General features: G+C 74.7%; 19 protein-coding genes and 1 pseudogene. 8 read left to right on the forward strand and 12 right to left on the reverse strand.

All coding sequences use genetic code 11. The annotated features are described in order from the left end of the window. Nucleotides 1–105 precede the first annotated feature (105 nt). Nucleotides 106–1,296 carry an amidohydrolase family protein gene (locus SCA03_RS01070; RefSeq protein WP_086818200.1) on the reverse strand — a complete coding sequence of 397 codons (1,191 nt, stop codon included), beginning with the start codon at nucleotides 1,294–1,296 and terminating at the stop codon, nucleotides 106–108. Nucleotide 1,297: 1 nt separating this feature from the next. Next, the gene (locus SCA03_RS01075; RefSeq protein ID WP_141275160.1) at nucleotides 1,298–2,698 is read right to left on the reverse strand and encodes a type I glutamate--ammonia ligase; all 1,401 of its coding nucleotides are present in this window, start codon (nucleotides 2,696–2,698) and stop codon (nucleotides 1,298–1,300) included. A gap of 217 nt (nucleotides 2,699–2,915) precedes the next feature. On the opposite strand from SCA03_RS01075, the gene SCA03_RS01080 reads away from it, so the two are divergent. Beyond that, the gene (locus SCA03_RS01080; protein ID WP_078873984.1) at nucleotides 2,916–3,872 is read left to right on the forward strand and encodes a Sco1979 family transcriptional regulator; all 957 of its coding nucleotides are present in this window, start codon (nucleotides 2,916–2,918) and stop codon (nucleotides 3,870–3,872) included. Between the two features lie 33 nt (nucleotides 3,873–3,905). Here the strand turns inward: SCA03_RS01080 and SCA03_RS01085 are convergent, their stop codons facing one another. Together SCA03_RS01085 and SCA03_RS01090 are read right to left on the reverse strand one after the other, a co-directional pair. After that, nucleotides 3,906–5,129, reverse strand: coding sequence for an acetyl-CoA C-acetyltransferase (locus tag SCA03_RS01085; protein WP_030890023.1), 1,224 nt, complete (start codon nucleotides 5,127–5,129; stop codon nucleotides 3,906–3,908). A 113-nt stretch (nucleotides 5,130–5,242) separates the two neighbouring features. Continuing rightward, complete coding sequence (locus tag SCA03_RS01090) at nucleotides 5,243–6,157, reverse strand: LysR family transcriptional regulator (RefSeq protein ID WP_030890021.1); 915 nt, start codon at nucleotides 6,155–6,157, stop codon at nucleotides 5,243–5,245. A gap of 291 nt (nucleotides 6,158–6,448) precedes the next feature. On the opposite strand from SCA03_RS01090, the gene SCA03_RS01095 reads away from it, so the two are divergent. Continuing rightward, the gene (locus SCA03_RS01095; RefSeq protein WP_086814887.1) at nucleotides 6,449–7,972 is read left to right on the forward strand and encodes a 3-hydroxyacyl-CoA dehydrogenase; all 1,524 of its coding nucleotides are present in this window, start codon (nucleotides 6,449–6,451) and stop codon (nucleotides 7,970–7,972) included. 193 nt (nucleotides 7,973–8,165) lie between these two features. After that, nucleotides 8,166–9,335 carry an acyl-CoA dehydrogenase family protein gene (locus SCA03_RS01100; protein ID WP_086814888.1) on the forward strand — a complete coding sequence of 390 codons (1,170 nt, stop codon included), beginning with the start codon at nucleotides 8,166–8,168 and terminating at the stop codon, nucleotides 9,333–9,335. Nucleotides 9,336–9,345: 10 nt separating this feature from the next. Here the strand turns inward: SCA03_RS01100 and SCA03_RS01105 are convergent, their stop codons facing one another. Together SCA03_RS01105 and SCA03_RS01110 are read right to left on the reverse strand one after the other, a co-directional pair. Further along, on the reverse strand, nucleotides 9,346–10,494 hold the full coding sequence (locus SCA03_RS01105) for an isoaspartyl peptidase/L-asparaginase family protein (protein ID WP_030890588.1): 1,149 nt from the start codon (nucleotides 10,492–10,494) through the stop codon (nucleotides 9,346–9,348). Between the two features lie 120 nt (nucleotides 10,495–10,614). Further along, complete coding sequence (locus tag SCA03_RS01110) at nucleotides 10,615–12,552, reverse strand: AMP-dependent synthetase/ligase (RefSeq protein WP_086814889.1); 1,938 nt, start codon at nucleotides 12,550–12,552, stop codon at nucleotides 10,615–10,617. A gap of 454 nt (nucleotides 12,553–13,006) precedes the next feature. Between SCA03_RS01110 and SCA03_RS01115 the strand changes: the two genes are divergently transcribed. Continuing rightward, a complete protein-coding gene (locus tag SCA03_RS01115; RefSeq protein ID WP_086814890.1) occupies nucleotides 13,007–13,924 on the forward strand; it encodes a YceI family protein in 918 nt (305 codons plus the stop codon). Between the two features lie 88 nt (nucleotides 13,925–14,012). Here SCA03_RS01115 and SCA03_RS01120 read toward each other — a convergent pair whose 3' ends face one another. Both SCA03_RS01120 and SCA03_RS01125 read right to left on the reverse strand, forming a co-directional pair. After that, nucleotides 14,013–14,432, reverse strand: a complete 420-nt coding sequence (locus tag SCA03_RS01120) for a PPOX class F420-dependent oxidoreductase (RefSeq protein WP_086814891.1) — start codon at nucleotides 14,430–14,432, stop codon at nucleotides 14,013–14,015. Between the two features lie 115 nt (nucleotides 14,433–14,547). Beyond that, the gene (locus tag SCA03_RS01125; RefSeq protein ID WP_141275161.1) at nucleotides 14,548–15,681 is read right to left on the reverse strand and encodes a cation diffusion facilitator family transporter; all 1,134 of its coding nucleotides are present in this window, start codon (nucleotides 15,679–15,681) and stop codon (nucleotides 14,548–14,550) included. Between the two features lie 380 nt (nucleotides 15,682–16,061). Between SCA03_RS01125 and SCA03_RS01130 the strand changes: the two genes are divergently transcribed. Continuing rightward, nucleotides 16,062–18,689, forward strand: coding sequence for a beta-glucosidase family protein (locus SCA03_RS01130; RefSeq protein WP_086814900.1), 2,628 nt, complete (start codon nucleotides 16,062–16,064; stop codon nucleotides 18,687–18,689). 120 nt (nucleotides 18,690–18,809) lie between these two features. On the opposite strand, the gene SCA03_RS01135 is transcribed toward SCA03_RS01130, so the two are convergent. Together SCA03_RS01135 and SCA03_RS01140 are read right to left on the reverse strand one after the other, a co-directional pair. Continuing rightward, nucleotides 18,810–19,220, reverse strand: a complete 411-nt coding sequence (locus tag SCA03_RS01135) for a hypothetical protein (RefSeq protein WP_086814893.1) — start codon at nucleotides 19,218–19,220, stop codon at nucleotides 18,810–18,812. Between the two features lie 314 nt (nucleotides 19,221–19,534). Then, entirely contained in the window at nucleotides 19,535–20,587 is a 1,053-nt protein-coding gene (locus SCA03_RS01140) for an AraC family transcriptional regulator (RefSeq protein WP_086814894.1), read from the reverse strand. A gap of 136 nt (nucleotides 20,588–20,723) precedes the next feature. Between SCA03_RS01140 and SCA03_RS01145 the strand changes: the two genes are divergently transcribed. Next, on the forward strand, nucleotides 20,724–21,380 hold the full coding sequence (locus SCA03_RS01145) for an NAD(P)-dependent oxidoreductase (protein ID WP_086814895.1): 657 nt from the start codon (nucleotides 20,724–20,726) through the stop codon (nucleotides 21,378–21,380). 184 nt (nucleotides 21,381–21,564) lie between these two features. Here the strand turns inward: SCA03_RS01145 and SCA03_RS35870 are convergent. Then, nucleotides 21,565–21,798, reverse strand: a pseudogene (locus SCA03_RS35870) (type B 50S ribosomal protein L31); the annotation flags it as partial. A gap of 74 nt (nucleotides 21,799–21,872) precedes the next feature. Between SCA03_RS35870 and SCA03_RS01155 the strand changes: the two are divergent. Beyond that, nucleotides 21,873–23,240, forward strand: a complete 1,368-nt coding sequence (locus tag SCA03_RS01155) for an MFS transporter (protein WP_371863888.1) — start codon at nucleotides 21,873–21,875, stop codon at nucleotides 23,238–23,240. 60 nt (nucleotides 23,241–23,300) lie between these two features. Here the strand turns inward: SCA03_RS01155 and SCA03_RS01160 are convergent, their stop codons facing one another. Then, entirely contained in the window at nucleotides 23,301–24,056 is a 756-nt protein-coding gene (locus SCA03_RS01160; RefSeq protein ID WP_030878018.1) for an SDR family NAD(P)-dependent oxidoreductase, read from the reverse strand. A gap of 249 nt (nucleotides 24,057–24,305) precedes the next feature. Here SCA03_RS01160 and SCA03_RS01165 point away from each other — a divergent pair, with 249 nt between their 5' ends. Beyond that, a complete protein-coding gene (locus SCA03_RS01165; protein ID WP_086814896.1) occupies nucleotides 24,306–25,808 on the forward strand; it encodes a M28 family metallopeptidase in 1,503 nt (500 codons plus the stop codon). Nucleotides 25,809–25,842 lie beyond the last annotated feature (34 nt).

Raw genomic sequence — 25,842 nt, forward strand, 5'->3', positions numbered from 1 at the left:
CGCACACACCGCGTGTGCGGCCCCGGTGCCGTGCGCCCGCGTGCGGGCGCGGCGCGAGCGGAGCGGTGAAGCGTGCGTGCTCCGGCGGCCGGGCCGGTGTCCCGGCTAGACCTCGGTGCGCGGCCCGTCCGACACATCCGGCCCGCCCGGCCCGCCGGATCCTTCCAACCCGTCCAACCCGTCCAAGCCGTACAGCCGTGCCGCTGAACCGCCCGCGATCAGCCCGGTGACCCGCTCGGCGTCCGGCGCCGACCACGCGCCCCGGTCGACCCACTCCCCGGTCACCCCCGAGACGGCCTCCTCGAAGAGCCGCGCCCCCACCACGTACAGCTCGGGAAGCCCGTACGCGTCGGTGGAGAACAGCAGCTTGCCGAACGGGACCAGCTCCAGCAGTTCGGCCAGCACCGCTCCCGAGCGCGCCCCCACGTACGGCACCGTCAGCCCGAAGTCCACATGGACGTGCGGGAAGACGGCGGCCAGGTAGCCGGCGCCGCGGTGGTACGGATAGCAGTGCAGCAGCACCAGCGGGGTGCCGTACGCCTCCGTCGCCCGGACGAAGTCCGTCAGCAGCAGCGGATCGCAGCGGTCCAGCCGCAGATCCGGATCGCCGAAACCGGTGTGCAGCTGCAACGGCAGCCCCGTGCGGACGGCCGACCACAGCAGATGCCGCACCAGCACCGGATCGGTCAGCCGGTCTCCCGGTGAACGGCTCGTCAGCCAGCGTTCGGCGTGGGTGCGCACCAGTGAGGTGTTCGGCGGGGCGGGCTCGAAGTCCAGCCCGCAGCGGTAGGCGACGACGGACTTGAAGCCGCGGGCGGTCCGGGTGGCCGCGTGCAGCGCGTCGGAGACCCCGGAGAGAAAGGCGTGCACATCCCGCGCGGTGTCCGCCGCCCGCTCCGCCAGCCGCTCCAGCCGGACGATCTCGTACGCCTCGGCACCGGCAGTCTCGGCGATCTCGCCCGGGGTCAGCAGCGCACCCGGCAGCCCGGTGTCCACCAGATACGCGCTGATCCCGCTGGCGCGCAGCATCCGGCGGGTGACCTCCGCCGTGCCCAACTCGGCCCGCCGCAGCAGGTATTCCTCCGGCGGGCAGTGCGGCTCCAGACCGAGCACGGGCGCGCACCAGCGGCGCAGCGCGAACCCCAGCTGGGTGTCGAACGGAGAGGCGCCGGGAGCGGCCGGGCGGGGCAGCGCGTGCGCCTCCGTCAGACAGCTCTCGAAGCCGGAGCGCCCCGCGGGCCCCGAGCGCAGTACGCCGTGGCAGTGCTGGTCCACCAGCGGCGGGAAGCCGGACATCTCAGTACCTCCCGCAGGTGGCAGCGGCGATCTCGACGGGCGTCGCACCGTCGAACAGCGCGATCTCGCCCGCCCGGACGGCGGCGATCGCGTCCGCCAGCGGCCCGCCCAGCGCCGCCCGCAGCGTCCGCGAACGCTCGAAGTGCCGCAGGGACTCGGCCAGGGAGGCGGGCAGCCGCGGCTGCCCGCCCCGGTGTGCGGGATCGCCCGCGACGGGTTCCGGCAGCCGCGGTCGCTCCGGGCCGCGGCCCAGCCCGGCGAGCCCGGCGGCGATCACTCCGCCCACCAGCAGATACGGATTGGCGCTGCCGTCCACGCACTTGAGTTCCGCGTTGGCGGCCTCCGGGGCGCCGGCCGCACCCGCGACGAAGCGCAGCGCCGCCTCGCGGTTCTCCAGCCCCCAGCACCGGTAGGCGCCCGCCCAGCGCGAGGGCCGCAGCCGCAGATAGCCCGCGGGGGAGGGGACGCCCAGCGCCAGCAGCGCGGGCAGCTCCTCCAGCACCCCGGCCAGGAAGCCCTCGCACTCCCGGCTCATGCCGAACGGTCCGTCGCCGCCCCCGCACAGCGCCCGCCCGTCCCGCCACAGGCTCAGATGCAGATGCCCGCCGCTGCCCACCCCCGACGGGTCGACCACCGGGCCGAACGCGGGGGTGAGCCCGTGCCGCAGGGAGACCGCGCGGACGGTCTCGCGCACCAGCACCGCCAGATCGGCGGCGCCCACCGGATCGGCCGGCGCCACCGACACCTCGAACTGGCCCCGCGCGTACTCGGGATGGGCCTGCAACACCTCCACCCCCTGCGCGGCGAGCGCTTCGAGGACGGCGCGCAGATACGCCGAGGTCTCCACCAGCCGTGCCATGCCGTAGGCCGGGCCGGCCGTCGGGTACTCCGGTTCGGCGCCGGGCGGCGGCAGCGGACCGCGGGTGACGATCCACTCCGTCTCGAACCCCATCCGCAGCTCGATCCCGTGCTCCTCCAGCGCCCGCCGGGCCATGCGCCGGGCGAACCCGCGCTGACAGCCCGCGTACCGGGTGCCGTCCTGCTCCCGGCGGTCCACCGGTGCCCAGGCCCAGCCGGGCTGAGCGGCCAGCACCGTCAGCCGTTCCAGATCGGGCACCAGCCGCAGATCGCCGTCGGGCCCGCCCAGGTGCGGGCCGGTCACCATGGAGTCGTCGACGAGATAGGTGTCGAAGCAGGGGGACATCCCGACGCCGGCGCGCACCGCCTCCGGCAGCCGCGCCGGCGGGACGGCCTTGACCCGGGTGAGCCCCGCGTTGTCGACGAAGGTGAGTGCCACGCCGTGCACACCGGCCGCTCGGAGCCGCGCGGTGGCCCGCGCCGCCTCGTCCGCCTCCGGTGTCCGCGCGGCGCGATCCGCCCGCGCCGTGGGTGAGGTGTCCATGGACGACGCGTTTACCCCGCCCGGGCCCCCGGGGCAAGTCACCTGTCCGGTACGGGCCGTCGGACGCGCCGGGATGTGCCCCTGGCACGGACCGTCGGCACACTCGTGCCTGAGTTCGGGCCGAGTTGGGCAAGTACCCCGGTGTGGGAGCGGTGTAACGGGGAGGGAAACTTGGAAGGTGGCGAGACCTATGCGGCTACGGTACGGGAGCGGCAGGATGCGGATCATTGACGTCACGGGCGGTGCTGCGGGCGTCGGCGAGACGACGACGGACAGGACGTGGGCGGGAGCGGTCGCCTCGCCGGCCGTGCCGCGCATGGTGCTGGGCATCCGGCTGCGGCGGCTGCGCGAGGCGCAGTACATATCGCCGGCCGAGGCGGCCGAGGCCATCCGCACCACCCCGGACAGGATCGCGCAGCTGGAGCAGGGCCGGATCGGCTGCGCCCAGCGGGACGTCGCCGATCTGCTGACCATCTACGGCGTCACCGACGAGAACGAACGCGCCGTCCTCACGGCCCTCGCGCAGCAGGCCAACACCCCCGGCTGGTGGCAGTCCTACCAGGGCGTGGTGCCCGGCTGGCTGCACACCTACATCGGCCTGGAGCAGGCGGCGAGCGTCATCCGCACCTACGAGGTGCAGTTCGTGCCGGGCCTGTTGCAGACCCGCGAGTACGCCCGCGCCGTCATCGAACTCGCCCACGCCGAGGAGCCGGAGGCCGGGCTGCGCCGCCGGGTCGCGCTGCGGATGCGGCGCCAGCAGATCCTCTTCGGCCCGCGCGCCCCGCACCTGTGGGCGGTGATCGACGAGGGGGCGCTGCGGCGGCTGGTCGGCGGCCCCGCCGTGATGCGCGCCCAGCTGACGCATCTGCTGACGCTGAGCGAACTGCCCCATGTGACGGTGCAGATCATGCCGTTCAGCGCGGGCGGCCACGCCGCCGCCGGCGGCCCCGTCACGCTGCTGCGGCTGCCGGAGAGCGAGCTGCCCGACATCGTCTATCTGGAGCAGCTGGACAGCGCCCGGTATCTGGAGGACGACGAGGAGATCGAGAACTACCGGCGGGTGACCGACCGTCTGGTGACCCGCTCCATGCCGCCCGAGGAGACCCGCGGCATGCTGCGCGACATGGCCGAGGAGGCCGAGGAATTGGCGCGGGCCGAGTCCGCTGCCGGGTGACCCCGCCGGGGCCGGCCCGTCCGCCGGCCCGGCTCAGACCCGCTCGAAGACGGCGGCGAGGCCCTGCCCGCCCCCGATGCACATCGTCTCCAGCCCGTACCGCGCCCCCGTGCGGCGCATGGTGTGGGCGAGCGTGGCCAGGATGCGGGCGCCCGTCGCGCCGACGGGATGGCCCAGCGAGATGCCCGAACCGTTGACGTTGATCCGCCGCTCGTGGTCCTCCTCGGTCAGCCCCAGGGCTCGCGTGCAGGCCAGCACCTGTGCGGCGAACGCCTCGTTCAGCTCGATCAGATCCATCGCGTCCAGACCCAGCCCGGCCTTGGCCAGCGCGTCCCGGCACGCCGTCACCGGGCCCAGGCCCATCATCCGGGCCGGCACCCCGGCCCGCGCGAAGGAGACCAGCCGCACCAGCGGCTCCAGGCCGAGCCGTTCGGCCGTCGCCGCACCGGTCACCAGGCAGGCGGCGGCCGCGTCGTTCTGGCCGCTGGCGTTGCCCGCCGTCACCGTCGCCTCCGGGTCCTGGGCCGCGCGGACGGGACGCAGGGCCGCCAGCGCCTCGGCCGTGGTGTCGGGGCGTGGGTGCTCGTCCGCCGTCACGCTGCGCTCGCCGCCGCGGGCGCGGACCGTCACCGGCACCGTCTCGTCGGCGAACAGGCCCTGCTCCAGGGCGTGTCCGGCCCGCTGCTGGGAGCGCAGGGCCAGCGCGTCCTGCTCCGCCCGGCCCACCGCGAACGCGCGGCGCAGATTCTCCGCCGTCTCGATCATGCCGCCGGGCACCGGGTGGTACCGGCCGCCCGCGGTGACCCGGCCGCGGGCCAGCGAGTCGTCCAGCCGGAGGCCGGGGCCCTTGATGCCCCAGCGGCCCTGGTGGGTGTAGTAGGGCGCCGCGCTCATCACCTCGGCACCGCCGGCGACGACGACCTCGCTGAAGCCGGCCCGGATCTGCATGGCCGCGTCCAGCACCGCCTGGAGGCCGGAGCCGCACCGCCGGTCGATCTGGCTGCCGGTCACCGTCTGCGGCAGCCCCGCGTCGAGCGCGGCGACCCGGCCGAGCGCCGGCGCGTCCGCGCTGGGGTACGCCTGGCCGAGGATCACCTCGTCGACCCGGTCGGGGTCGAGCCCGGTACGCGAGACGATCTCGGAGATCACCCGGGCGGCCAACTGGGCCGGTGTGCACCGCGCCAGGGCCCCGCCGAAGCCCCCGATGGGGGTGCGCAGCGGAGCGCAGATGACGACGTCCTCGGTCGTGGTGGGCATACGGGGCCTTTCCGGTCGGGGGCGGAAGGGGGGGCTGGGATGCGGTGGCTCAGGGCGCCGAGGGGCCCGGGGCGCGGCGGGACCGGCGGCCGGTGCGCCGCTGCCGGGCCGGGTCAGGAGCCGGGGTCCCGTCCGGCGCCGGGTTCGGGCAGCACCTCCTCGGCGATCCGCAGCACGCTGTGCAGCGCGGCCGAGGGATTGTCCGTGCGCCAGGCCAGTGCGGAGCGCAGCAGGACCGGCGGACCGGTCAACGGCCGGTAGACGAGCCCGGTCTGCTGGACGTGCATACAGGAGGTGAGCGTCAGGGTGACGCCGACGCCCATGGCCACCAGGGCCAGGATCGTATGGGTGTCGGGGGCCTCCTGGACGATGCGCGGGGTGTGGCCGGCCCGTTCGCAGGCGGCGGTCATCGCCTCGCGCAGGCTGGAGCCGGCGCCCGCGGGAAAGCCGACGAAGGGCTCGCCCGCGAGGTCGGCCACATCGATCCGGGGCCGCCGGGCCAGCGGGTGGTCGGCCCAGAGCGCGCACACCAGCTCCTCCTCGGCGATCACCCGGGTGGACACCGAGGGCCGCTGCACCGGCAGCCGGACGAACCCGAGGTCGAGCGAGCCGTCCACGACCTCGGCCAGTGCCCGGTGGGCGTACATCTGGCCGCACATGACCAGTTCGATGCCGGGGTGCGCCGCGCGTACCGCCCGGGTCAGCGGTGGCAGCGTCGCATGGCTGGAGGCACCGGCGAAGCCGATGCTGACCCGGCCGGACTCGCCCCGCCCGGCGGCCTCGGCGGCCCGGGTGGCGGCCCGCAGATCCTCCAGGATGCGGCGCACCGGCGGCAGGAAGGACGCCCCGGCCCCGGTCAGCCGCACCGAGCGGGTGCTGCGCTCGAAGAGCTGGACGCCCAACTCCCGCTCCAGCCGCCGGATCTGCTGGCTGAGCGGGGGCTGCGCCATGTTGAGCCGGCGGGCGGCCCGGCCGAAGTGCAGTTCCTCGGCGACGGCGACGAACGAGGACAGCTGCCGCAGCTCCATCGCGCTCCCTCGCGCTCGCTCCTCCGGAACGGCGGGCCCGTCGTCCGGCAGGACGCGGCGCTTTCCGGCGGGACGCGGCACTCTTGCGCGCCGCGTATCAATCGGACCCTAATTCGGTATTGGACACGGATCAATGGGCGCGTGCACGCTGTGAACCCACCGCCCCGGCACGCCGGAAGCCCGCCGTTGCGCGAGGATGCCGACGGCCGGTCGCCGCGGCGGCGGGGTCCGCCCGCACCGCGGGACTGCCGCACCGGCACGTCCGTCGCACCGAGAGGATGGGGTTCCAGCATGCGGATCAGGGTCGTGGGAGCCGGCACGATGGGCCGCGGCATCGCGCAGTGGGCCGTCACGGCGGGACACACCGTCGAACTCGCCGACGCGCGCAGCGAGTCGGTGGGCGAGGCCGTCGCGTTCATCGAGCGGATGCTCCTGCGGGCGGTGGAGAAGGGACGGCTCACCCGCGCCGGTGCCGATGCCGCACTCGGCCGGCTGGTGCGGCTGGACAGCCCGTACGCACCGCCGACGGAGAGCGCGCCCGAGCTGGTGATCGAGGCCGTCGTCGAGGAACTCGCCGTCAAGGCCGAGCTGTTCACAGGGCTGGAGCGGGTACTGCCCGCCGGAACGGTGTTCGCGACCAACACCTCCTCGCTGTCGGTGACCTCGCTCGGGGCCCGCCTCGCCGACCCCGGGCGCCTGGCCGGGCTGCACTTCTTCAACCCCGTCCCGCTGATGAAGGTCGTCGAGGTGGTGCCCGGCGCCGCCACCCTGCCCGAGACCGTGCCCTGGCTGGTCTCCTTCGTGGAGAGCTGCGGGCACCGCGCCGTCACCGTCGCCGACACACCCGGCTTCCTCGTCAACCACGCCGGACGCGGCCTGGTGACCGAGGCGTTCGCGCTGCTGGAGCAGTGCGTCGCGGACCACGCCGCGATCGACCGGATCGCCCGCGACGTCCTCGGGCTGCGCATGGGCCCCTTCGAACTCATGGACCTGACCGGGCTGGACGTCACCGCCTCCGTCATGGAGACCGTCTGGCGCGGCTTCCGGCACGACGACCGGCTGCGGCCCTCCGCGCTGACCGCGAACCGGGTCACCGCCGGGCTCCTGGGGCGCAAGACCCGCCGCGGCTTCTACGCCTACTCCGACCGCCCCGGCACCGACGGCGCGCCGGCCCCCGCGCCCGCCGAACTCCCGGAACCCGCCGTGGAACCCGGCGACGCCCGCCGCCCCCGCACCGTCGTCGGCGACGGCCCGCAGGCCGAGGCGTGGCGCGCCGCGCTGGACGCCGCGGCGGCCGGGGACGGGGCGCTGCACCTGGTGCCCACCTGGGGGACGACGGTCGCCGCCGCCGTCGCGGACCGCGGCCTGCCGCCCGAACGCACCGTCGGCGTCGACCCGTTGGCGCTGGACACCCCGCGCCGGGTGCTCGCCGTGACCCCGGCGACCGCACCGGACGCCGTCCGCGACGCCGTGGCCGTCCTGGCGGACGGCGGGCACCGGGTCACCGTCGTACGGGACACCGCCGGGTCCGTCGCCCAGCGGCTGCTGGCCTCCGTCGTCGGCGTCGCCACGGGCATCGCCGAGCGCGGTATCGCGGCGCCGGACGACATCGACACGGCGGTCACCCTCGGCCTCGGCTACCCGCACGGCCCGCTCGCCTGGGGCGACCGCCTCGGCACCGCCCGGCTGCACACCCTGGCCGGGAACCTGTACGCGACCACCGGCGACCCCCGCTACCGCCCCACCGGCTGGCTGACCGAACGCGCCCGGCTGGGGCTGTCGTTGCTGACCCCGGCGGCGCCGCTGCCGCAGTGAGGAGAAGCGCCCACCGGGCGGCCCCGGCGCGGGCGACGGCCGGGAGCGCCGGGGCCGCCCGGTGGGACGGGCAGCGGCAGGAGGCTGCCGGGTGAGCGAGCGGCCGGGGCGGCTGCCGGGAGAGCAAGCGGCCGGGGCGGCCCGAACAGTGCGGGCCGCCGGCCCGCACCGGCGTGACGGACGAAGGAGAACGATGGACCACCGGGACTTTCAGCTGACCCCCACCCAGCGCGACATACGGGCCATGGCCCGGGAGTTCGCCGACACGGAGATCGCGCCGCACGCCCGCGCGTGGGACCGTGCCGAACGCATCGACCCGGAGGTGCCCCGGCGGCTGGGCGCACTCGGCTTCCTCGGGCTCACCCTCCCCGAGGAGTACGGCGGCGTCGAGGCCGACATGCTCTCCTACGCGCTGGTCACCGAGGAGCTGGGGCGCGGCGATTCGGCCGTGCGCGGCCTGGTGTCCGTCTCGCTCGGCCTGGTGGCCAAGACGATCGCGGCGCACGGCAGCGCGGAGCAGAAGCAGCGGTGGCTGCCCCGGCTGGCGTCCGGGGAGGCGCTCGGCTGCTTCGCGCTGACCGAGCCCGGCACCGGCTCCGACGCCGGCTCGCTGCGCACCCGCGCCGTCCGGGACGCGGCGGACAGCGGGGACTGGACGCTCGACGGCAGCAAGATGTTCATCACCAACGGCACCGTCGCGGAGGTCGCGCTCACCTTCGCACGCACCTCCGAGAACGGCATCACCGCCTTCCTGGTGCCCACCGGCACCCCCGGCTTCACCGCGCGGGAGATCCACGGCAAGCTCGGGCTGCGCGGCCAGGCCACGGCCGAACTCGCCCTGGAGGGCGTGCGGGTGCCCGACTCCGCCCGGCTGGGCGAGGTCGGCCGTGGTCTCGGTATCGCGCTCGGCGCCCTGAGCCGGGGCCGGATCTCGGTGGCCGCCGGCGCCGTCGGCCTCGCCCAGGGCGCGCTGGACGCCGCCGTGCGCTACACCACCGAGCGGGAGCAGTTCGGCCGGCCGGTGGCCTCGTTCCAGCTCGTGCAGGAGCTGCTCGCCGAGTCCGAGGTGAGCATCAGGGCCGCCCGGCTGCTCACCCACCAGGTGGCGCGGATGGCGGACGCGGGCGTGCCACCGAAGGGGTACGCCACGGAGGCGTCCATCGCGAAGTACCACGCCTCCGAGACCGCCGTGGAGGTGAGCAACAAGTGCCTCCAAGCGTTCGGCGGTTACGGCTACATCGACGAGTACCCGGCCGGCAAGTATCTGCGGGACGCCCGCGTCCTCACCCTCTACGAGGGCACCAGCCAGGTGCAGAAGCTCCTCATCGGCCGGGCGCTCACCGGCGTCGACGCCCTGGACTGAGCGGCGCTGCTCACCGGTTGGGCGGCGACTCCTCCTTGAAGATCTTGGTGACGAGCTTGCCGTCCCGGGTCAGATAGCCGTGCAGCATGCCCTCGCTGCTGTGCGGTGCGTCGAAGGTGCCCGACCGGTCCAGCGCGATCACCCCGCCGTCGCCGCCCAGCTTCGGCAGCCGCTTCACCAGCACCTCGTAGGCGGCGCTCGCCACGTCGCGGCCGTCGAACTCCATCAGGTCGGAGATGGTCGCCGTGGCGGCGCCCCGGATGAACACCTCGCCCTGCCCGGTGGCGCTCGCCGCCATGGTGCGGTTCTTCGCGTAGGTGCCGGCGCCCAGCAGCGGGGAGTCGCCCACCCGGCCGGCCATCTTGTTGGTCAGCCCGCCCGTGGAGGTGGCCGCTGCCAGGTCCTTGTGCCCGTCGAGCGCGACGGCGCCGACCGTGCCCTTGGTCACCTGCCCGTCGGAGTCCGCGCCCTTCGCCTTGCCCTTTCCGCCGGCCTTCCCCTTGGCCTTCATCAGCTCGTCCCAGCGCTTCTGCGTCCAGAAGTAGTCCTGGGTCACCGGCTTGAGGCCCTGCGCGGCGGCGAAGTCGTCGGCGCCCTGACCGGCCAGCAGCACATGCTTCGTCCGGTCCATCACCAGCCGGGCCGCGGTGATCGGATTGCGGACGTGCTTGACGCCCGCGACCGCGCCGGAGGCCATGTCCGAGCCGCGCATCAGGGAGGCGTCCAGCTCGTGGCCCGCGTCCGCGGTGAACACGGCGCCCTTGCCGGCGTTGAACAGCGGATCGTTCTCCAGCTCGTTGACCGCCTTCTCGACGGCCTTCGTGCTGCTGCCGCCCGCGTCCAGCACCCGCTGCCCGGCACGCAGCGCCCTGGTGAGCCCGGCGCGGTACGCCTTCTCCTTCTCCGGCGGTGTGTCGTCCCGGCTGAGCGCGCTTCCGGCGCCGCCGTGCACGGCCAGCACCACGTCGTGCGCGTCCGGCCGGCCGCGTCCCGCGGGGCCGTCGGCGGCGGCGGGCGCGGTGTGCGGGCGGGAGCGGGCCGCGCCGTCGTCGCCGGGGACGACGACGAGCACGGCGGCGAGCGTGGCCACCCCGGCCAGGGCGGGCACCAGGCGCCGCCCGGTGCGCAGGGCGCGCTTGCTGCGCGGCAGTTGAGCCATCGGGTCCTCCTGATCATCGATCGTTGGACCCGGAGCACCCTAACCCCGTACCGGCCGGAGGGAACCCCCTCGTCACGACGTTGATCGATTCCGTGGACGGCCGCCGGGGCGCGGCCGGGCTCAGCCGCCGCCGGGCGTGTAGAGCGCCTCGATGTCCGCCGCGTACGCCTCGGCCACGGCCGCCCGCCGTACCTTGAGCGAGGGCGTGAGCAGCCCGTTCTCCTCGGTGAACTCGCCGTCGACGATGCGGAACGCACGGATCGACTCGGCCGGGGACACCGACGCGTTGGCGTGGTCGACGGCCCGCTGCACCGCCGCGCGGATCCCGGGGTCCTCGCGCAGCTCGCCGAGCGGGGTGTCCCGGGGACGGCCGCGCACCGCCAGCCAGTGCGCCACCGCGTCCCGGTCCAGGGTGACGAGCGCGGCCACGTACCGCCGGCCCTCGCCGACCACCATGCACTGCGCCACCGGCGGGCGGCTGCGCAGCCGGTCCTCCAGCGGCGCGGGGGAGACGTTCTTGCCGCCGCTGGTGATCAGGATGTCCTTCTTGCGGCCGACGATGGTCAGATAGCCGTCCTCGTCCAGCGCGCCGAGGTCCCCGGTGGCGAACCACCCGTCGCGCCGGGCCGCTTCACCGGCCCCGGGCCGGTTCCAGTACGTCTCGAAGACGATCCCGCCGCGCACCAGGACCTCCCCGTCGTCCGCGATCCGCACCGCCGTGCCGGGCACCGGCCGGCCCACGGTGCCCGGCCGGGGGCCGAGCGGGGGAGTGACGGTGGCGGCGGCCGTCGTCTCCGTCAGGCCGTACCCCTCGTAGACGAGGATGCCCGCCGCGTAGAAGAACAGGTTCAGCCGGCGGTCCAGCGGGGAGCCGCCGCTGATGGCGTAGCGCAGCCTGCCGCCCAGCTCCTTGCGTATCCGCCGGTAGACCAGCAGATCGTAGAGCGCACGGGCCAGGGACAGCCGGAGACCGGGGCCCCGGCCGGTGCCGAGGAAGCCGCGCAGATGTTCCTCGGCGAAGCGCACCGCGATCCGGTCGGCCCGCTCGAACGAGGAGCCGCGGCCGATCCGTTCGGCCGTCTCCCGCCCGGTGTCGTGGATCTTCTCGAACAGGTAGGGCACGCCCACGACGAACGTCGGCCGGTAGGAGCGCAGTTGCGGGCGCAGCTCCTCCGGCTTCATACCGGGGCAGTGCCCGAACTCGATCCGGGCCAGCAGACAGGCGATCTGGAGGCTCCGGCCCAGGATGTGGGCGAGCGGCAGGAACAGCAGCGTGGAGGCGGTCTGCCCGGTGGCGGCCCGGAACACCGGGTGCAGCAGCTCCACGGTGTTGGCCGCCTCCGCCAGGAGGTTGCCGTGGGTGAGCACACAACCCTTGGGCTCGCCCGTCGTCCCGGAGGTGTAGCAGAGCGTGGCGATGCTGGACGGCCCGAGCCCGGCCCGGCGCTCGGCGATCCGCTCCTCGGGCACGTCGCGCCCCAGCGCGGCGAGTTGGGCGAGCGCGCCGCCGCCGTCCGCGCCGTCGATCTGCCACAGCCGGGGGCGACGGGGGAGCGCGGCGAGGGCGGGTTCGGCCGTGGCGGCCATCTCGGCGGTCTCCACGCAGACGAACGCCGCGCCGGAGTCGCGCAGGATCCAGCCGGTCTGCTCGGTGGACGAGGTCGCGTAGACGGGCACGGTCCGGCCGCCCGCGGCCCAGACGGCGAAGTCCAGTACGCACCACTCGTAGCGGGTGCGGCACATCAGGGCGACGCGGTCGCCGGGTGCGAGCCCGGCGGCGAGCAGGCCCCTGGCGGTGGCGGTCACCTCGCGGGCGAAGGCCGCGGCCGTCACGGGCTGCCAGGTGTCACCGGCCTTGCGGCGCATCACCACGGCGCCGGGGTCCGCCGCGGCGTTGGTGAACGGGATGTCGGCGGCGCTGCCGGTGGTGGGAGGCTCGACGAGCGGCGCGGCCCGCACTTCGCGGACGGTGCCGCCTTCCCGGATCAACTCCAGCGGCTCGCGGTCGGCGAGATCCGTGCGCCGCCGCGCCGTCCTCAGATCCTTCCTGACGCCCATCTCCGGCTCCTGTCCCTGGGGCGGGTGCGGGTGTGGTGCGGGTGTGGTGCGCGGGGTGTGCGGGGGGTGTGCGAGGGCTGTGCGAGATGTCCGCGGTCCGTCGGCGCGGCGCCCGGCAGGGCAGCGCGAACCGCCCGCCGAGGGGGTGGTGACGGGCCTTCGGCCGCTGACTGGCCAGTAAACTTACTCACGCGTAGCCATAAATCAATGCCCCGGACACGACCGGCTCCCACCGGCCGGGCCGTGGGCGGCCGTGCTCGGCGCGGGGTTCCATCGCGCGGGCACAGAGCGGCAGTTGCCCCCGCGCGGGCCGGTGTTCGATTTGCCTGCCCAGGCCCTGGTGTGGGGGAGTATGGGGTTGCTCCGTACGATCGGAATCCAGCCAGCAGCGGTCGGCACGGGGACCGTGGACACAACGAGCAAGTGGCACAGCCGGGAAGTAGGACGAAAACGCATGGGCCTCGGGACATTTCTGACGAGGAGGAAGCCGAAGACCACCGGAGCGCAGCGGACGGGCTCGTCCTCGGCTCTGCCGGACGGAGCCGGGCTCCTCAGCGTGGCGATCCACGACCCCCTCGGGCACCCGCTGCCCGGCGTGGACGTGACCGTCACCGACGCGGGCAACGGCCGCCGCGTCCTGAAGGCCACCAGCGACCCCTACGGCCGGATCACCGCCGTCGTGCCGCCCGGCCGCTACGCGCTCATGGGCACCATCGAGGGGCTCCAGCCGGTGCACCGCACCCTGGAGGTCTCCGCCGGTCTCCTGCCCGAGCCGCACCAGCTGCAGATGGAGGCGGGGCAGCAGCCGGGGCTGCCGCAGACCGGGGTGTGGATGTTCGACCCGCCGCACACCGCGATCCGCTTCGTCGCCCGGCACGTCGGCATGGCCAATGTGCACGGCCGCTTCACCCGCTTCGACGGCGGGATACGCGTGGCCGAGCGGATGGAGGACTCCTACATCGAGATCACCATCGACGCGGCCAGCATCGACACCGGCAACAAGTCCCGTGACCGGCACCTGCGTTCCGCCGACTTCCTGGACGTCGAGCGCTACCCGTATCTGCACTTCGTGAGCAACCGGCTCACCCACCGCAGCGGCACCAGGTGGACCGTCCAGGGAACCCTGACCCTGCACGGCGTCAGCCGCAGCGTCAGCCTGGACACCACCTATCTCGGCGCCGTGAACGGCGGATACGCCGAGGAGCTGCGCTGCGCCGCGTTCGCCACGGCCGAACTGCACCGCGACGACTACACGCTGGACTACCGCAGCATGCTGGCGCGCGGCATCGCCGTCGTCGGGCCGACCGTCAAGATCGAGATGGACATCCAGGCGATGTACCGCAACGAGGGGACGCCGACGCCTCCCGAGTGAGCCCCGGACGCACCGCGGGCGCCGGGCCGGGCCCGTCGGCCGTACCGACGAGGCCCCGCCCGGCGCCCGTGCGTCACCGGTCCTGCTTTCAGCCCGGCTGGCTGCTGTCCTTCATGCTGCCCCAGCCGTGCCACCGGTCGATCCCGATCCAGGCGCTGACCCGCTCCCGGTCCCGCTGCGGATAGGGACCGCCGGTGTACTGCTGCGCCAGCCGGTCGATGTCCGCGAGACCGGTGTCCGTGCGGAACTCCACGACCCGGCCGATGAGGCTGATGTGCGTGTACCAGTTGTCCTCGTCGAGAACGGTGAGCGTGACGCGTGGGTCGTTGCGCAGATGCGTCAGCCGCTTGCGGCCCTCGTCCATGTTGACCAGCACCCGGCCGTCGTCCCACAGGTACCAGGTGGCCGTGGAGACGGGCTGGCCGTCCGAGCGGAGCGTGGTGATGACGGCCGGGTTCGGCCGGGCGAGCATGGCGACTGCCGCCTCCGGAAGCGGGGGCTTCGACATGGCGGTACCTCCTCGTGCGGTGCGGATGGACGCGGGATCAGCGTCCCACACGGTGCCCGGACCGCCCGCCGGACGACCGCTGTCCGGGCGGGTGCCGCCGCTGTGCGGACGCTCCCTAGTGCTCGTGCGGGCCGTCGTGGTGGACGGGCCCGTGCGCGGTGGCGCAGTGCGGCGCTCCGGCCGGTGCCGGGATCGCGGGGACGTGGTCGATCTGGAGCGTCGTGTGCGTCAGCCCGTACTCCTCGCGCAGCAGCCCGTCCAGCTCCCGCCGGACCCGGTGGCAGTCGCCGCCGGGCTCGACCAGGACGTGCGCGGAGAGCGCCGGCTCGCCCGAGGTGATCGTCCAGATGTGCAGATCGTGCACCTCGGTGACGGCGGGAGCGGCGACGAGCCGGTCCCCGACGGCGTCCGGGTCCAGCCCGACCGGCGCGGCCTCCAGGAAGATCCGCCCCGAGTCGCGCAGCAGCCCGTAGCCGGCCTTCAGCATCAGCGCCACCACGGCCAGCGTGGCGATGGCGTCGGCGCGCGCGAAGCCCGTCAGCACGACGACCAGGCCGGCGACGGCGGTGCCGATGAACGCGAACAGGTCGTTGAGGATGTGCTGGTAGGCGCCCTCGACGTTCAGCGAGGACCGGTTGGCCTTCGACAGGCACCAGGTCGCGAGCAGGTTGACGACGATGCCGCCGAGCGCGGTCACCAGCACCATCCAGCCGGTCACCGCCGGCGGGTCCAGCAGTCGGTGCACGGCCTCGTAGCCGAGCCAGCAGGCGGCGAGTATCAGGGTGAGCCCGTTGGCCTGCGCGGAGAGGATCTCGGCGCGCTTGAGGCCGAAGGTGTAGCCGCCGCGGGCGGGCCGCGCGGACAGCCGCATCGCCACCAGCGCCAGGACGATCGAGACGGCGTCGGTCAGCATGTGGGCCGCGTCCGAGAGCAGCGCCAGCGAACCGGCCAGCACGGCGATCGTCGTCTCGACGACGATGAAGGCCGCGATCAGCGCGAGCGCCAGCGTCAGCCACCGCCGGTCGGCGTCCGCTGACACCCCGTGCGTGTGGCCGTGCCCGTGGCCGTGCCCGTGGCCGTGCCCGTGGTCGTGACCGGGTGCGTGCCCGTGGCCGGGCGGCCGGCCCTGCCCTGGCCCGGTGCCGTCCGGGCTGCCGTGTGTGCTGCCGTCGGCTCCGTGCCCGGCGTCCCCCCGTCCGTGGTTCCCCTGCCTGTGTCCGTGCGTCGCACCCACCACAGTCCTCCCCATCGGTTGCCGCCGAGTGGCGGTCGGATGCAGGCAGTGAAACCCACCGGTGGGCACGGCTGCAAAGGCTGTAGCGGTGACCGTTGTCAGTACCGATAACAGGGCTCTGACCTGCGGTTTCTTCATGAAATCCATTGCCGTGGCCGGGGTGTGCGCGAGCCCTTCCGGACCCGGCGGCCGGGCGCCCGCGCGGTCGGCCCCGCCCCGGTCACCCGCTCGGCGGGCCCGCCGGCCACCCCGGCCACCGGACGGCTCGGACGGACCGGGAGCCGACCCGGCCGCGGCCCGGGAGCCGGCCGGGAGGCCCGGCGGCGGACCGGGTCCGACGACTCTGGAGGCCCCGGACGGCGGGATCTGAGAGGCTGGCGGTCAGGGTGATCGACATGACTGACATGAGCGAGCCGGGCCGCGCGCCCGGTGCGGGAAGCCCCGACGGGCCCGCGGACGCCCGGGCCGAGGCCGCCCGCCGGGCCGTGGTGGACGAGGTGCTCGCCCGGCTCGGGCTGCGGGCCAAGGCCCGACTGCTGAGCGGGTCCGGCATGTGGTCGGTCGGACCCGAACCCGACGCCGGGCTCGGGCGGCTCGTGTTCTCCGACGGCCCCGCCGGGGTGCGGGGCGAGGCGTGGACCCCCGAGGAGCCCAGCGTCGCACTGCCCTCGCCCACCGCGCTCGGCGCCACCTGGGACGCCGGGCTCGCCCACGGCGCCGGGCTGCTGCTCGCCCAGGAGGCCCGCCGCAAGGGCGCACACGCGGTGCTCGCGCCCACCGTCAATCTGCACCGCACGCCCTACGGCGGCCGGCACTTCGAGGCGTACTCCGAGGACCCCGAACTGACCGGCGTGCTGGGCGCCGCGCTGGTGCGCGGGCTCCAGGACGGCGGCGTCGCCGCCACCCCGAAGCACTACGTCGCCAACGACTCCGAGAGCGACCGCTACACCGTCGACGTCCGGGTCGGCACCCGCACCCTGCGCGAGCTGTACCTCGCCCCCTTCGAGCGGATCGTGCGCACCGCACACCCCTGGGCCCTGATGGCCGCCTACAACTCCGTGGACGGCACCACCATGAGCGAGCACGACGTCCTCAACAACGGGGTGCTGCGCGCCGAATGGGGCTTCGACGGCGTCCTCGTCTCCGACTGGACCGGGGCCCGCTCCACCCTCGGCTGCGCCCGCGGCGGGCTCGACCTGGCGATGCCCGGCCCGGACACCGTCTACGACGACCATCTCGTCGCGGCCGTGCGCGCCGGCCGGGTCCCCGAGGAGACCGTGGACGCGCTGGCCCGCCGGGTGCTCCTGCTCGCCGCCCGCACCGGTGTCCTGGACGGCGCCCCGCCCGCGGTGCCGGCCGCCGCGCTGCCCGCCGAGCTGGACGCGGCGCACACCGTGCGCGCACTCGCGGCCCGCTCCTTCGTCCTGCTGCGCAACGAGGACGGCGTACTGCCGCTGGACCTGCCGCACGACGGCCCCGGGCCGCCGCCGCGCGGGCCCGGGGCGTCCGGTGCCGTGCGCAGGCTGGCGGTCAGCGGACTGGCCGCCGCCGTCCCCCGGTTCGGCGGGGGAGGCAGCGCCCAGGTCTTCCCCGAGCAGCTCGACACCCCGCTGGACGCGCTGCGCGACGCCCTGCCCGCCGGCACCGAACTCGCCCACGACCCGGGCCCGGACCCGCGCACCCGGCTCGGCGCCGCGAGCAGTGACGCCGGCTTCCGGCTGACGGCCGTCCTCTACGGGCTCGACGACGCCGAGCTGGCGCGCGCCCCGCAGCGCGACGGGAGCGTGCGCTGGATGGGCGGGCTGCCCGGCGGCGTCCCGCTCGCGGACCTCGGCCGGGTCGAACTCGTCGGCGAGTTCACCCCCGAGGACGACGGGACCCACCGCCTCGCGGTGCGCGGCGTCGGCCACTTCCGGCTGGAGGCGGCCGGCCGGGTGCTCTACGACGGCGAACTGCGCCCCGAGGGCGAGGACCCCGCGGCGGCCTTCCTCAACCCGCCGCAGCAGACCTTCCTGCTGGACGCGCGGGCCGGCGAGACCGTGCCCGTGCGGCTCGTCCATCCCGTCGGGGTGAACGGCGCGGCGGCCGGGTTCGGCCTGGTCTCCTTCGAACTGGGGCACGGCGCACCGGTGGTGCCCGACGAGGAGCTGATCGAGCGCGCCGTCCGCAGCGCAGCGGAGGCCGATGTCGCCCTCGTCTTCGTGGGCACGACGGACGAGACGGAGAGCGAGGGCGTCGACCGCGACCGGCTGGCGCTGCCCGGACGCCAGGACGAACTGGTCGCCCGGGTGGCCGCCGTCAACCCGCGCACGGTCGTCGTCGTCAACGCCGGCGCCCCGGTGCTGATGCCGTGGCGCGGCCAGGTGGCGGCCGTGCTGCTGACCTGGTTCCCCGGGCAGGCCGGGGGCCGGGCGCTCGTCGATGTGCTGTCCGGCAGGGCCGAGCCCGGCGGCAGGCTGCCCACCACCTGGCCGGCGGCCGAGGAGGACGTGCCCGTCCGCCAGGTGACGCCCGACAGCGACGGCCAACTCCCTTACAGCGAGGGCCCGTACATCGGCTACCGGGCCTGGCGGCGGGGCCCGCGGGGCGGCCCGGAGCCGGCGTACTGGTTCGGGCACGGCCTCGGCTACACCGACTGGTACTACGAGGCGCTGCACCTCACGGCCCCGGAGCCCGCGGGGGACGACCGGGGGGACGGCCGGGGAGACGGTGACCCCTACCGGCCCGCCGTCGAGGCCGTCGTCCGGGTGCGCAACGCGGGTCTGCGGGCCGGGCGCGAGGTCGTCCAGCTCTATCTCGGTCCGGAGGGGCCCGAGCGGAAGCTGGCGGCGTTCGCGGTGGTGGAGGCCGAGCCGGGCGGCACGGCGGAGGCGCGGCTCACGGTGCCGCGCCGTGCCGTGCAGGAGTGGGAGCCGACGTCGGAGACCTGGCAACCCGTGCCCGGCCCCCATCTGTTCGCCGCCGGGCGCAGCGCCGCCGACATCCGGCTGACGGCCCGCACGGCGGCGCAACGGCCGGACTGACGGCTGGGGATGCCGGCTGGGGATGCCGGCGACGGGCGACGGCCGACGCTGAGCCGCACGCCCCCCGGGGAGGGAGGCGTGCGTCGGTCCGGGGCTCTGCTCGGCGGCCCGGTGCGGTGCTCAGGCCGTTGTCGTGCGGTACTTGCCGCAGGCGAACTGATTCCGGCCGTTCGACATGCACAGCCGGAACTTGACCTTCGAGCCCTCCTTCAGATTCTTGTGCAGAATGGTGCCGTGGGTCTTTCCGCCCTTGTCGTACCAGTAACTCCCGCTGATTCCACGGCCGTCGGCCTTGGTGGCGAAGATGGTCACCACCGGCTGGTAGCCGTCCTTCGCGTCGTCGTAGACCGTGAAACGGTCGCCCTTCGCGGTGAACGCGGCGCGCGCCGAATGGACATAGCTCTTCCCGGACTTGGAGTGGCCGGGGTTCACCCAGACGTCGAGCGCCTGGGCCTGCGGGGCCCCGATGGCGCCGACGGCGAGCAGGGTGCCGATTCCGACGGTGGTGGCGCGCCTGGTGCTCTTCTTCATGAGGTAACGGATCGCATCCTCAGTTGTGGATCATGGTCGTCGGCGAGTTTACGGAAGGCGTTCCGGGCGCAACAACCGCTCATTGTCACGGCTTTTCGACAGGTCCGTTCCGGCCGTTTCTCCGGGCAATGCGGAATGCGCCGACGGGCGTCCCGCGGCGGTATGTCGCGATATCCCCGGCAGAATCGGCGATCGCTGGATTCCCGGCGTGCGGACGGTCGTTCCGGACGCCGGACACGGACGCCGGGCGCGGATATCGGGCACGGATATCGGACGCGGATATCGGGCACGGAAGCCGTCGGCACGGGCCCCGGTCACCGCTGCCGTCGTCGCGGCGGGCGCACGGTGGTGCGGAAGGCGCCCGGGGTCGTTCCGGCGCGCTGCTGGAAGAACTTGGAGAAGTTGGTGGCGTCGGCGAAGCCCAGCTGCGCGGCGATCTGGGAGGCGGAGCTGTCGGTGTGGGCGAGCAGGCGCTTGGCCTCCAGCACGACACGGCGGTCCACGAACTCCTTCGCGCCCAGCCCCGCCGCGGTACGGGTGGCACGCGAGAGCGTGCGCGGTGAATAGCCCAGTGCCTGGGCGTAGTCGGCGACCCGGCGGGTGCGGGTGAAGTCCCGTTCCACGGCGGCACGGAAGCGGCGGAACGTCTCCGGGCCGCGGCCCTGCCCCGGCGCGGCCGGACCGTCCGGCGGCCCCGGTGTTCCGGGCGTTCCGGGCGTTCCGGCAGTTCCGGGCGTCGCGTCCGGCAGCCGGATCAGCCGCAGCAGCAGCGCGGACAGCAGATGACGCAGCAGCTGGGTGTGCGCGGCCGGCGGTGGCCCGGCCGGTCCGGTGCGCGCGGCGGCGAACTCGAAGCGCAGATGATCCAGGGCCAGGCGGACGGCGCGTGCCCCGGCGTCCACCGGGTGGCGGTGCACCGCGCCGGACGCCTCGTCCAGCCCGACGGCCTCCGCCGTGGCCGGGTCGGGGAAGGCGGGCAGGAACAGCACGAGCGTCCCCTCCGCCTGCTCCAGATCGCCGTACTGCTGCACCTGTCCGGGCCGGACCCACAGCCAGCCGCCGGGCGCCGTGCGGTGCTCGGTGAAGTCGACGGACTGCCGCAGCGTTCCCGACTCGACGGCGAACAGCTGGTGGAAGTCCGGCCGTTGTGGTTCCGCGGGGTTCTGGCCGTGTGCGGCGGTGCGGGTGCGCAGATCCGAGAGCGTCATCACCTCCAGACCCGTCGCGGGGGCGCCGGGCCCGGGGGACCAGGGCAGCTCGGGGATCGTGCCCGCGCCGGTGCGGACCGGGTACGGGGCGATGCCGCCGCCGGGCGCCGGTGCCGGGTCGGCCTCCGCGGGATCCGTGGAGGCGGCCGGTTCGTCCATGTGTCCGTTTCTCACCATAGGTGGTCGTGAGCCTACCTCGCGGGGGTGCGGTCGCACGGTTAGCTTCGGTGGTGTCGCCGCCCGCCGCCACGGTGTGCCGGTGACGGAAACTGCCATCGAGCACCAGGAGAACACCATGGCGAGGATCGCCCTGTTCGGGGCCACCGGGCACATCGGGAGCCGGATTCTGCGCGAGGCGCTGAGCAGAGGACACGAGGTCGTCGCCGTCGTCCGCGACCCCGGCAAGCTGGAGCGCACCGACCAGGGCACCCGGCTGACCGTGCGCACCGGCGACGTGCTCTCGCCCGAGTCGGTGGCGGAAGCGGCCGGTGCGGCGGACGTCGTGGTCAGCGCGGTGGGCGGCGGCGACGGGCCGGGGCATCTGGCCACGATCGAACCGGCCGCCGAATCGCTTGTCGCCGGCCTGCGCACGCTCGGCGACCGGGCGCCCCGGCTGATCGCCGTCGGCGGCGCCGGATCACTGCGCACGCCCGGCGGCGGGCAGGTGTGGGACGCCGACGGCCTGCCCGAGGGCGTCCTCCAGATCATGCACGCGCACGGTGACGCGCTGGAGTTCTACCGCGGCGTCGAGGACATCCGCTGGACCAACATCAGCCCCGCGGCCACCATCGAGCCGGGCATCCGCACCGGCACCTACCGCACGGCGCTGGACGACCTCGTCGTGGACGACGAGGGCAACAGCCGGATCTCGATGGAGGACTACGCGGTCGCCGTCCTCGACGAGGTGGAGAACCCGCGGCACCTCCGCGAGCGCTTCACCGTCGCCGACTGACGGCCGGACCGGCCGCTCAGGGCAGCCGGCGGTCCAGCGCCGAGCGGCCCTCGGCGGCGATCTGCTCGCGCGCCCAGGCCAGATTGGCCTCCGTCAGATCGCGCCCGGAGGCGAGCACCACGTCCTCCGGCGTGGGCTCCGCGTCCGGGCCCGTGTGCAGGACGTCATCGGGCGTCGGACTCTCGTAGCGACGGCGGAACTTGGCGATCTGGCCCTCGGAATCGACGACGCGGGCCTTGCCCGTGTAGAAGGGGTGGGACTCCGAGGAGATCTCCACGTCGATGACCGGGTACGTCTGCCCGTCGTCCCATTCGATGGTGGTGTCACTGCTGGCCGTCGAACGCGTCAGGAACGCGTAGCCGGCCGCCTGGTCCCGGAAGACCACCTGGTGGTAGTCGGGGTGGGTGTCAGACTTCACGAGCCGCCCTACCTTTCAGGTTCCCGCGTACAGGACCCGTGCTGCCCAGGCTACGTCCGGCATCCCGTCCCGGCATCCGCGCAGGTCGCGGCCCGTTCCCCGGCCCGGGAGGGGTACGGGCCCGAGGTGCGCGGCGCCCCGGGCGGGCCGAGCATGGAGTCCCCGGAGGTGGGGCCGACCCCTCGCCGGAGGCACGGACGCGCACCGCCGACGGAAGCCCGACGGACGCGAGGGACGCGAGGGACACGAGGGACGCGAGGGACACGAGAAACGTGGTGAAGCAGCGCAACGGCACCGGGTGGTACGCGGCAGCCACCTATGTCTTCGCCGTGGGCATGGCCGGCACGACGCTGCCGACCCCGCTCTACGGCCTCTACCGGGGGCAACTGGGCTTCTCCGAGCTGATGGTGACGATCGTCTTCGCCGTCTACGCGGCCGGTGTCATCGCGGCGCTGCTCGTGGCCGGGGACTTCTCCGACGTGCTCGGCCGCCGGCCCGTCCTGCTGGCCGCGCTGGCGCTCTCCGCCGCCAGCGCCGTCTGCTTCCTGTTCGAAGGGGGCCTGCCGCTGCTGTTCACCGGGCGGGTGCTGTCGGGATTCGCCGCGGGGCTGTTCAGCGGCGCCGCCACCGCCGCCGTGCTGGAGCTGGCACCGTCCGGCAGCAGCGGTTTCGCGGCGACCGCCGCCAACATGGGCGGTCTCGGCTGCGGTCCGCTGCTGTCCGGTGTGCTGGCCCAGTACGCGCCGAAGCCGCTCATGCTGCCCTTCCTCGCCCATCTGGGGCTGCTCGCCGTGGCCCTGGTGCTCACCCTCGTCCTGCCCGAGACGGTGCACAGGCCCGAGCCGAGGCCCCCGCTGCGGCCCCGCGGCATGGCCGTGCCCCGGCAGGTGCGGCCGGTGTTCGTGCCCGCCGGGCTGGCCTGTTTCGCCGGGTTCTCCGTGTTCGGGCTGTTCACCGCCGTCTCGCCCGGCTTCCTGTCGGAGACGCTGCACGTCGGCAATCTCGCCGCCTCGGGCGCCGTCGCCTTCTCCGTCTTCGCCTCCTCGCTGGCCGGGCAGGCGCTGATGAGCAGGACGGGCGTCGCGCGGGGCCTGCCGCTGGGCTGTGTCGGGCTGGTGGCCGGGATGGTGCAGGTCGGCTGCTCGCTGCTGGTCGCCTCGCTGCCGCTGCTGGTGACCGGCGCCGTGACGGTGGGGATCGGGCAGGGGCTGGCGTTCCGGTCGGCGCTCTCCGCCGTGGGGGAACGGGCGCCGGAGGAGCACCGGGGCGCGACGCTGTCCGCGCTCTTCGTCACCGCGTATCTCGGGATCTCGCTGCCCGTCGTGGGCGTCGGGGCGCTGAGCGTGGGGATGGGGCTGCGGGACGCGGGGCTGGTGTTCTCCGCGTGTGTGATCGTGCTGGCCGCCGCCGTGGGCTTCCGGCTGCACCGCGCCCGGGGGTGAGCCGGTCCCGCCGCCGTGCTCCGCGGCGCAGGGCGCTGCTGCCGGGCGTTCCCGGCCGGGTCACTGTGCGGAGTACGCGCCGTCCACCAGGTGGTAGCTGCCCTGGACGAAGGAGGCCGCGTCGGACAGGAGGAAGGCCGTCAGCTCGGCGACCTCCTCGGCGGTGCCGAGCCGTCCCTGCGGGTGCAGTGCGATCAGCCGCTCCCGCATCGGGTTGTCCGTCTCCCGCAGCAGCGGCGTGTCGATGAAGCCGGGCCCGACCGCGTTGACGCGGATGCCGCGGGGCGCGTATTCGAGCGCGGCGGTCTTCGTCAGCCCGATGACGCCGTGCTTGGCGGCGCAGTAGGCCGCCTGGCCGGAGAAGCCGTGGGTGCCCAGGATCGAGGACATGTTGACGATGGCACCGCCGCCGCCCTCGGCCATGACGGGCAGTTCGTAGCGCAGCCCGTGGAAGACGCCGGTGAGGTCGGTGTCGATGACCCGGTTCCAGGCGGCGATGTCGTACTCGCCGGTCGGCAGGGACGGGCCGGAGATCCCCGCGTTGTTCACGGCCAGGTCGAGCGAGCCGTAGGTGTCGACGGTGAAGCGCACCGCCTCGGCGACCGAGGACGGGTCGGTGACGTCGACGGTGACCGGCTCGGCGCGGGCCCCCGCTGTCTCCAGTTCGCCGGCCGCGAGCTGTGCGCCGTCCTCGTCGTAGTCGGCGACGACGACGGCGGCGCCGTCCTCGGCGAGCCGCCGGGCGACGGCCAGGCCGATGCCGGAGGCCGCGCCGGTGACCAGCGCGGTCCTGCCCTCGAATGCGGGGGTCGTCATGCTTCGGCCTCTCGTCGCTGGGGAGCCGTCCCGGCGCGGCCCGGGGGCCGCCGGTTCGCCCTCGTCGCCCTCGCCCTCGGTGACACGGTGGCCGGAACGCGGCCCGTGCGCACCGGTGTCGTGGCCGAACGGGTGAGCGGCGGCCGGCGCGCGGGAGCGCGGCGCGGGCGTGCGCGGCCTCTTGTCCGCGCCCGTCGTGCCCCTGACAATCACGCGAGGTCTCCGCATCCGCACCGTGGGAGGACGACGATGGCGCAGCCCCCGCAGCAGCCCGGCCCCAGCGGACCCGCCGAGCGGCCCGCAGGGCAGCGGCAGGGAACCGGACGCCGGGCGGTGCTGGCCGGCGCGGCCTCGGCGGTGGCCGCGGGCGCTGCCGGCCTGGCCGCCGGCCCCGCCGCCGCGGCCGGCCGCCCCGGCGGCCCGGACGACGGCCGGGAGAGCCGCCGGGCCACCGCCCAGCCGCCCGACCGTGAACTGCGCGCGCTGCTGCGGGAGATCGACCCCCGCCGCATCGAGCGGACCGTCCGCACACTGGCCGCCTTCGGCACCCGGCACACCCTCTCCGCTCAGGACGATCCCGAGCGCGGCATCGGCGCGGCCCGGGACTGGATACACGAGCGGATGGCCGCGTACGCCGAGGCGTCCGGCGGCCGGATGACCGTCGAGGTGCAGAGCTGGATCCAGGAGCCGGGGGAGCGGATACCGCGGCCGACGCGGCTGGCCAACGTCGTCGCCACGCTGCGGGGCACCGAGGATCCGGAGCGGGTGCACGTGGTCTCCGGCCACTACGACTCGCGTGCGAGCGACGTCATGGACGCCGAGAGCGACGCGCCCGGAGCGGACGACGACGCCTCGGGGGTCGCCGTCGTCCTGGAACTCGTCCGGGTGATGGCCCGCCGCCGGCCCGCGGCGACGCTGGTGTTCGCCGCCGTCGCCGGCGAGGAGCAGGGGCTGTACGGGGCGGCGCACCTGGCCGAGTCGCTGCGGCGGGACGGCGCACGGGTGCGGGCCATGTTCACCGACGACATCGTCGGCAGCTCCACGGCGGACGACGGCTCCCGCGACCCGTACACCGTGCGGCTGTTCGCCGAGGGAGTGCCGACGGCCGAGACCGCCGAGGAGGCCGAGCTGCGCCGCAAGGTCGGCGGCGAGAACGACTCGCCGTCCCGGCAGCTGGCCCGCTTCGTCCGCGACGTCGCCGAGAACGAGGCGACGGGCATGCGGGTGCGGACCGTCCACCGCCGCGACCGGTATCTGCGCGGCGGGGACCACATCCCCTTCCTCGAACGGGGCTTCCCCGCGGCCCGGTTCACCGAGCCCGCCGAGGACTTCGCCCACCAGCACCAGGACGTGCGCGTCGAGGACGGCAAGCAGTACGGCGATCTGCCCGAGTTCTGCGACTTCGACTACATCGCGCGGGTGGCCCGGGTGAACGCGGCCGCGCTGTGGTCGCTGGCCGTCGCGCCCGAGGCCCCGCCCGGCGCACGCATCCTCACCGGTTCGCTCACCAACGACACCGCACTGGAGTGGGAGCGCCCGCCCGCCGGGCAGGGACCGCGCCCGGTGCGCTACGAGATCGTCCGCCGGGAGACGTCCCGGAACGAGTGGACCCATGTGCGCGACGTCGGCGACACCACCCGGTACACCGTCGGGCTGTCGAAGGACAACCTGTTCTTCGGCGTCCGCGCGGTCGGGCCCGGCGGCCACCGCAGCCCGGTGGCCTTCCCCGTGCCCGGCGAACCCGCCACCTGACCCGGCCGCCCCGGCGTGATCGAATACTGCCGGG

Source organism: Streptomyces cacaoi, from assembly GCF_006539165.1.
Classification (GTDB): domain Bacteria; phylum Actinomycetota; class Actinomycetes; order Streptomycetales; family Streptomycetaceae; genus Streptomyces; species Streptomyces cacaoi.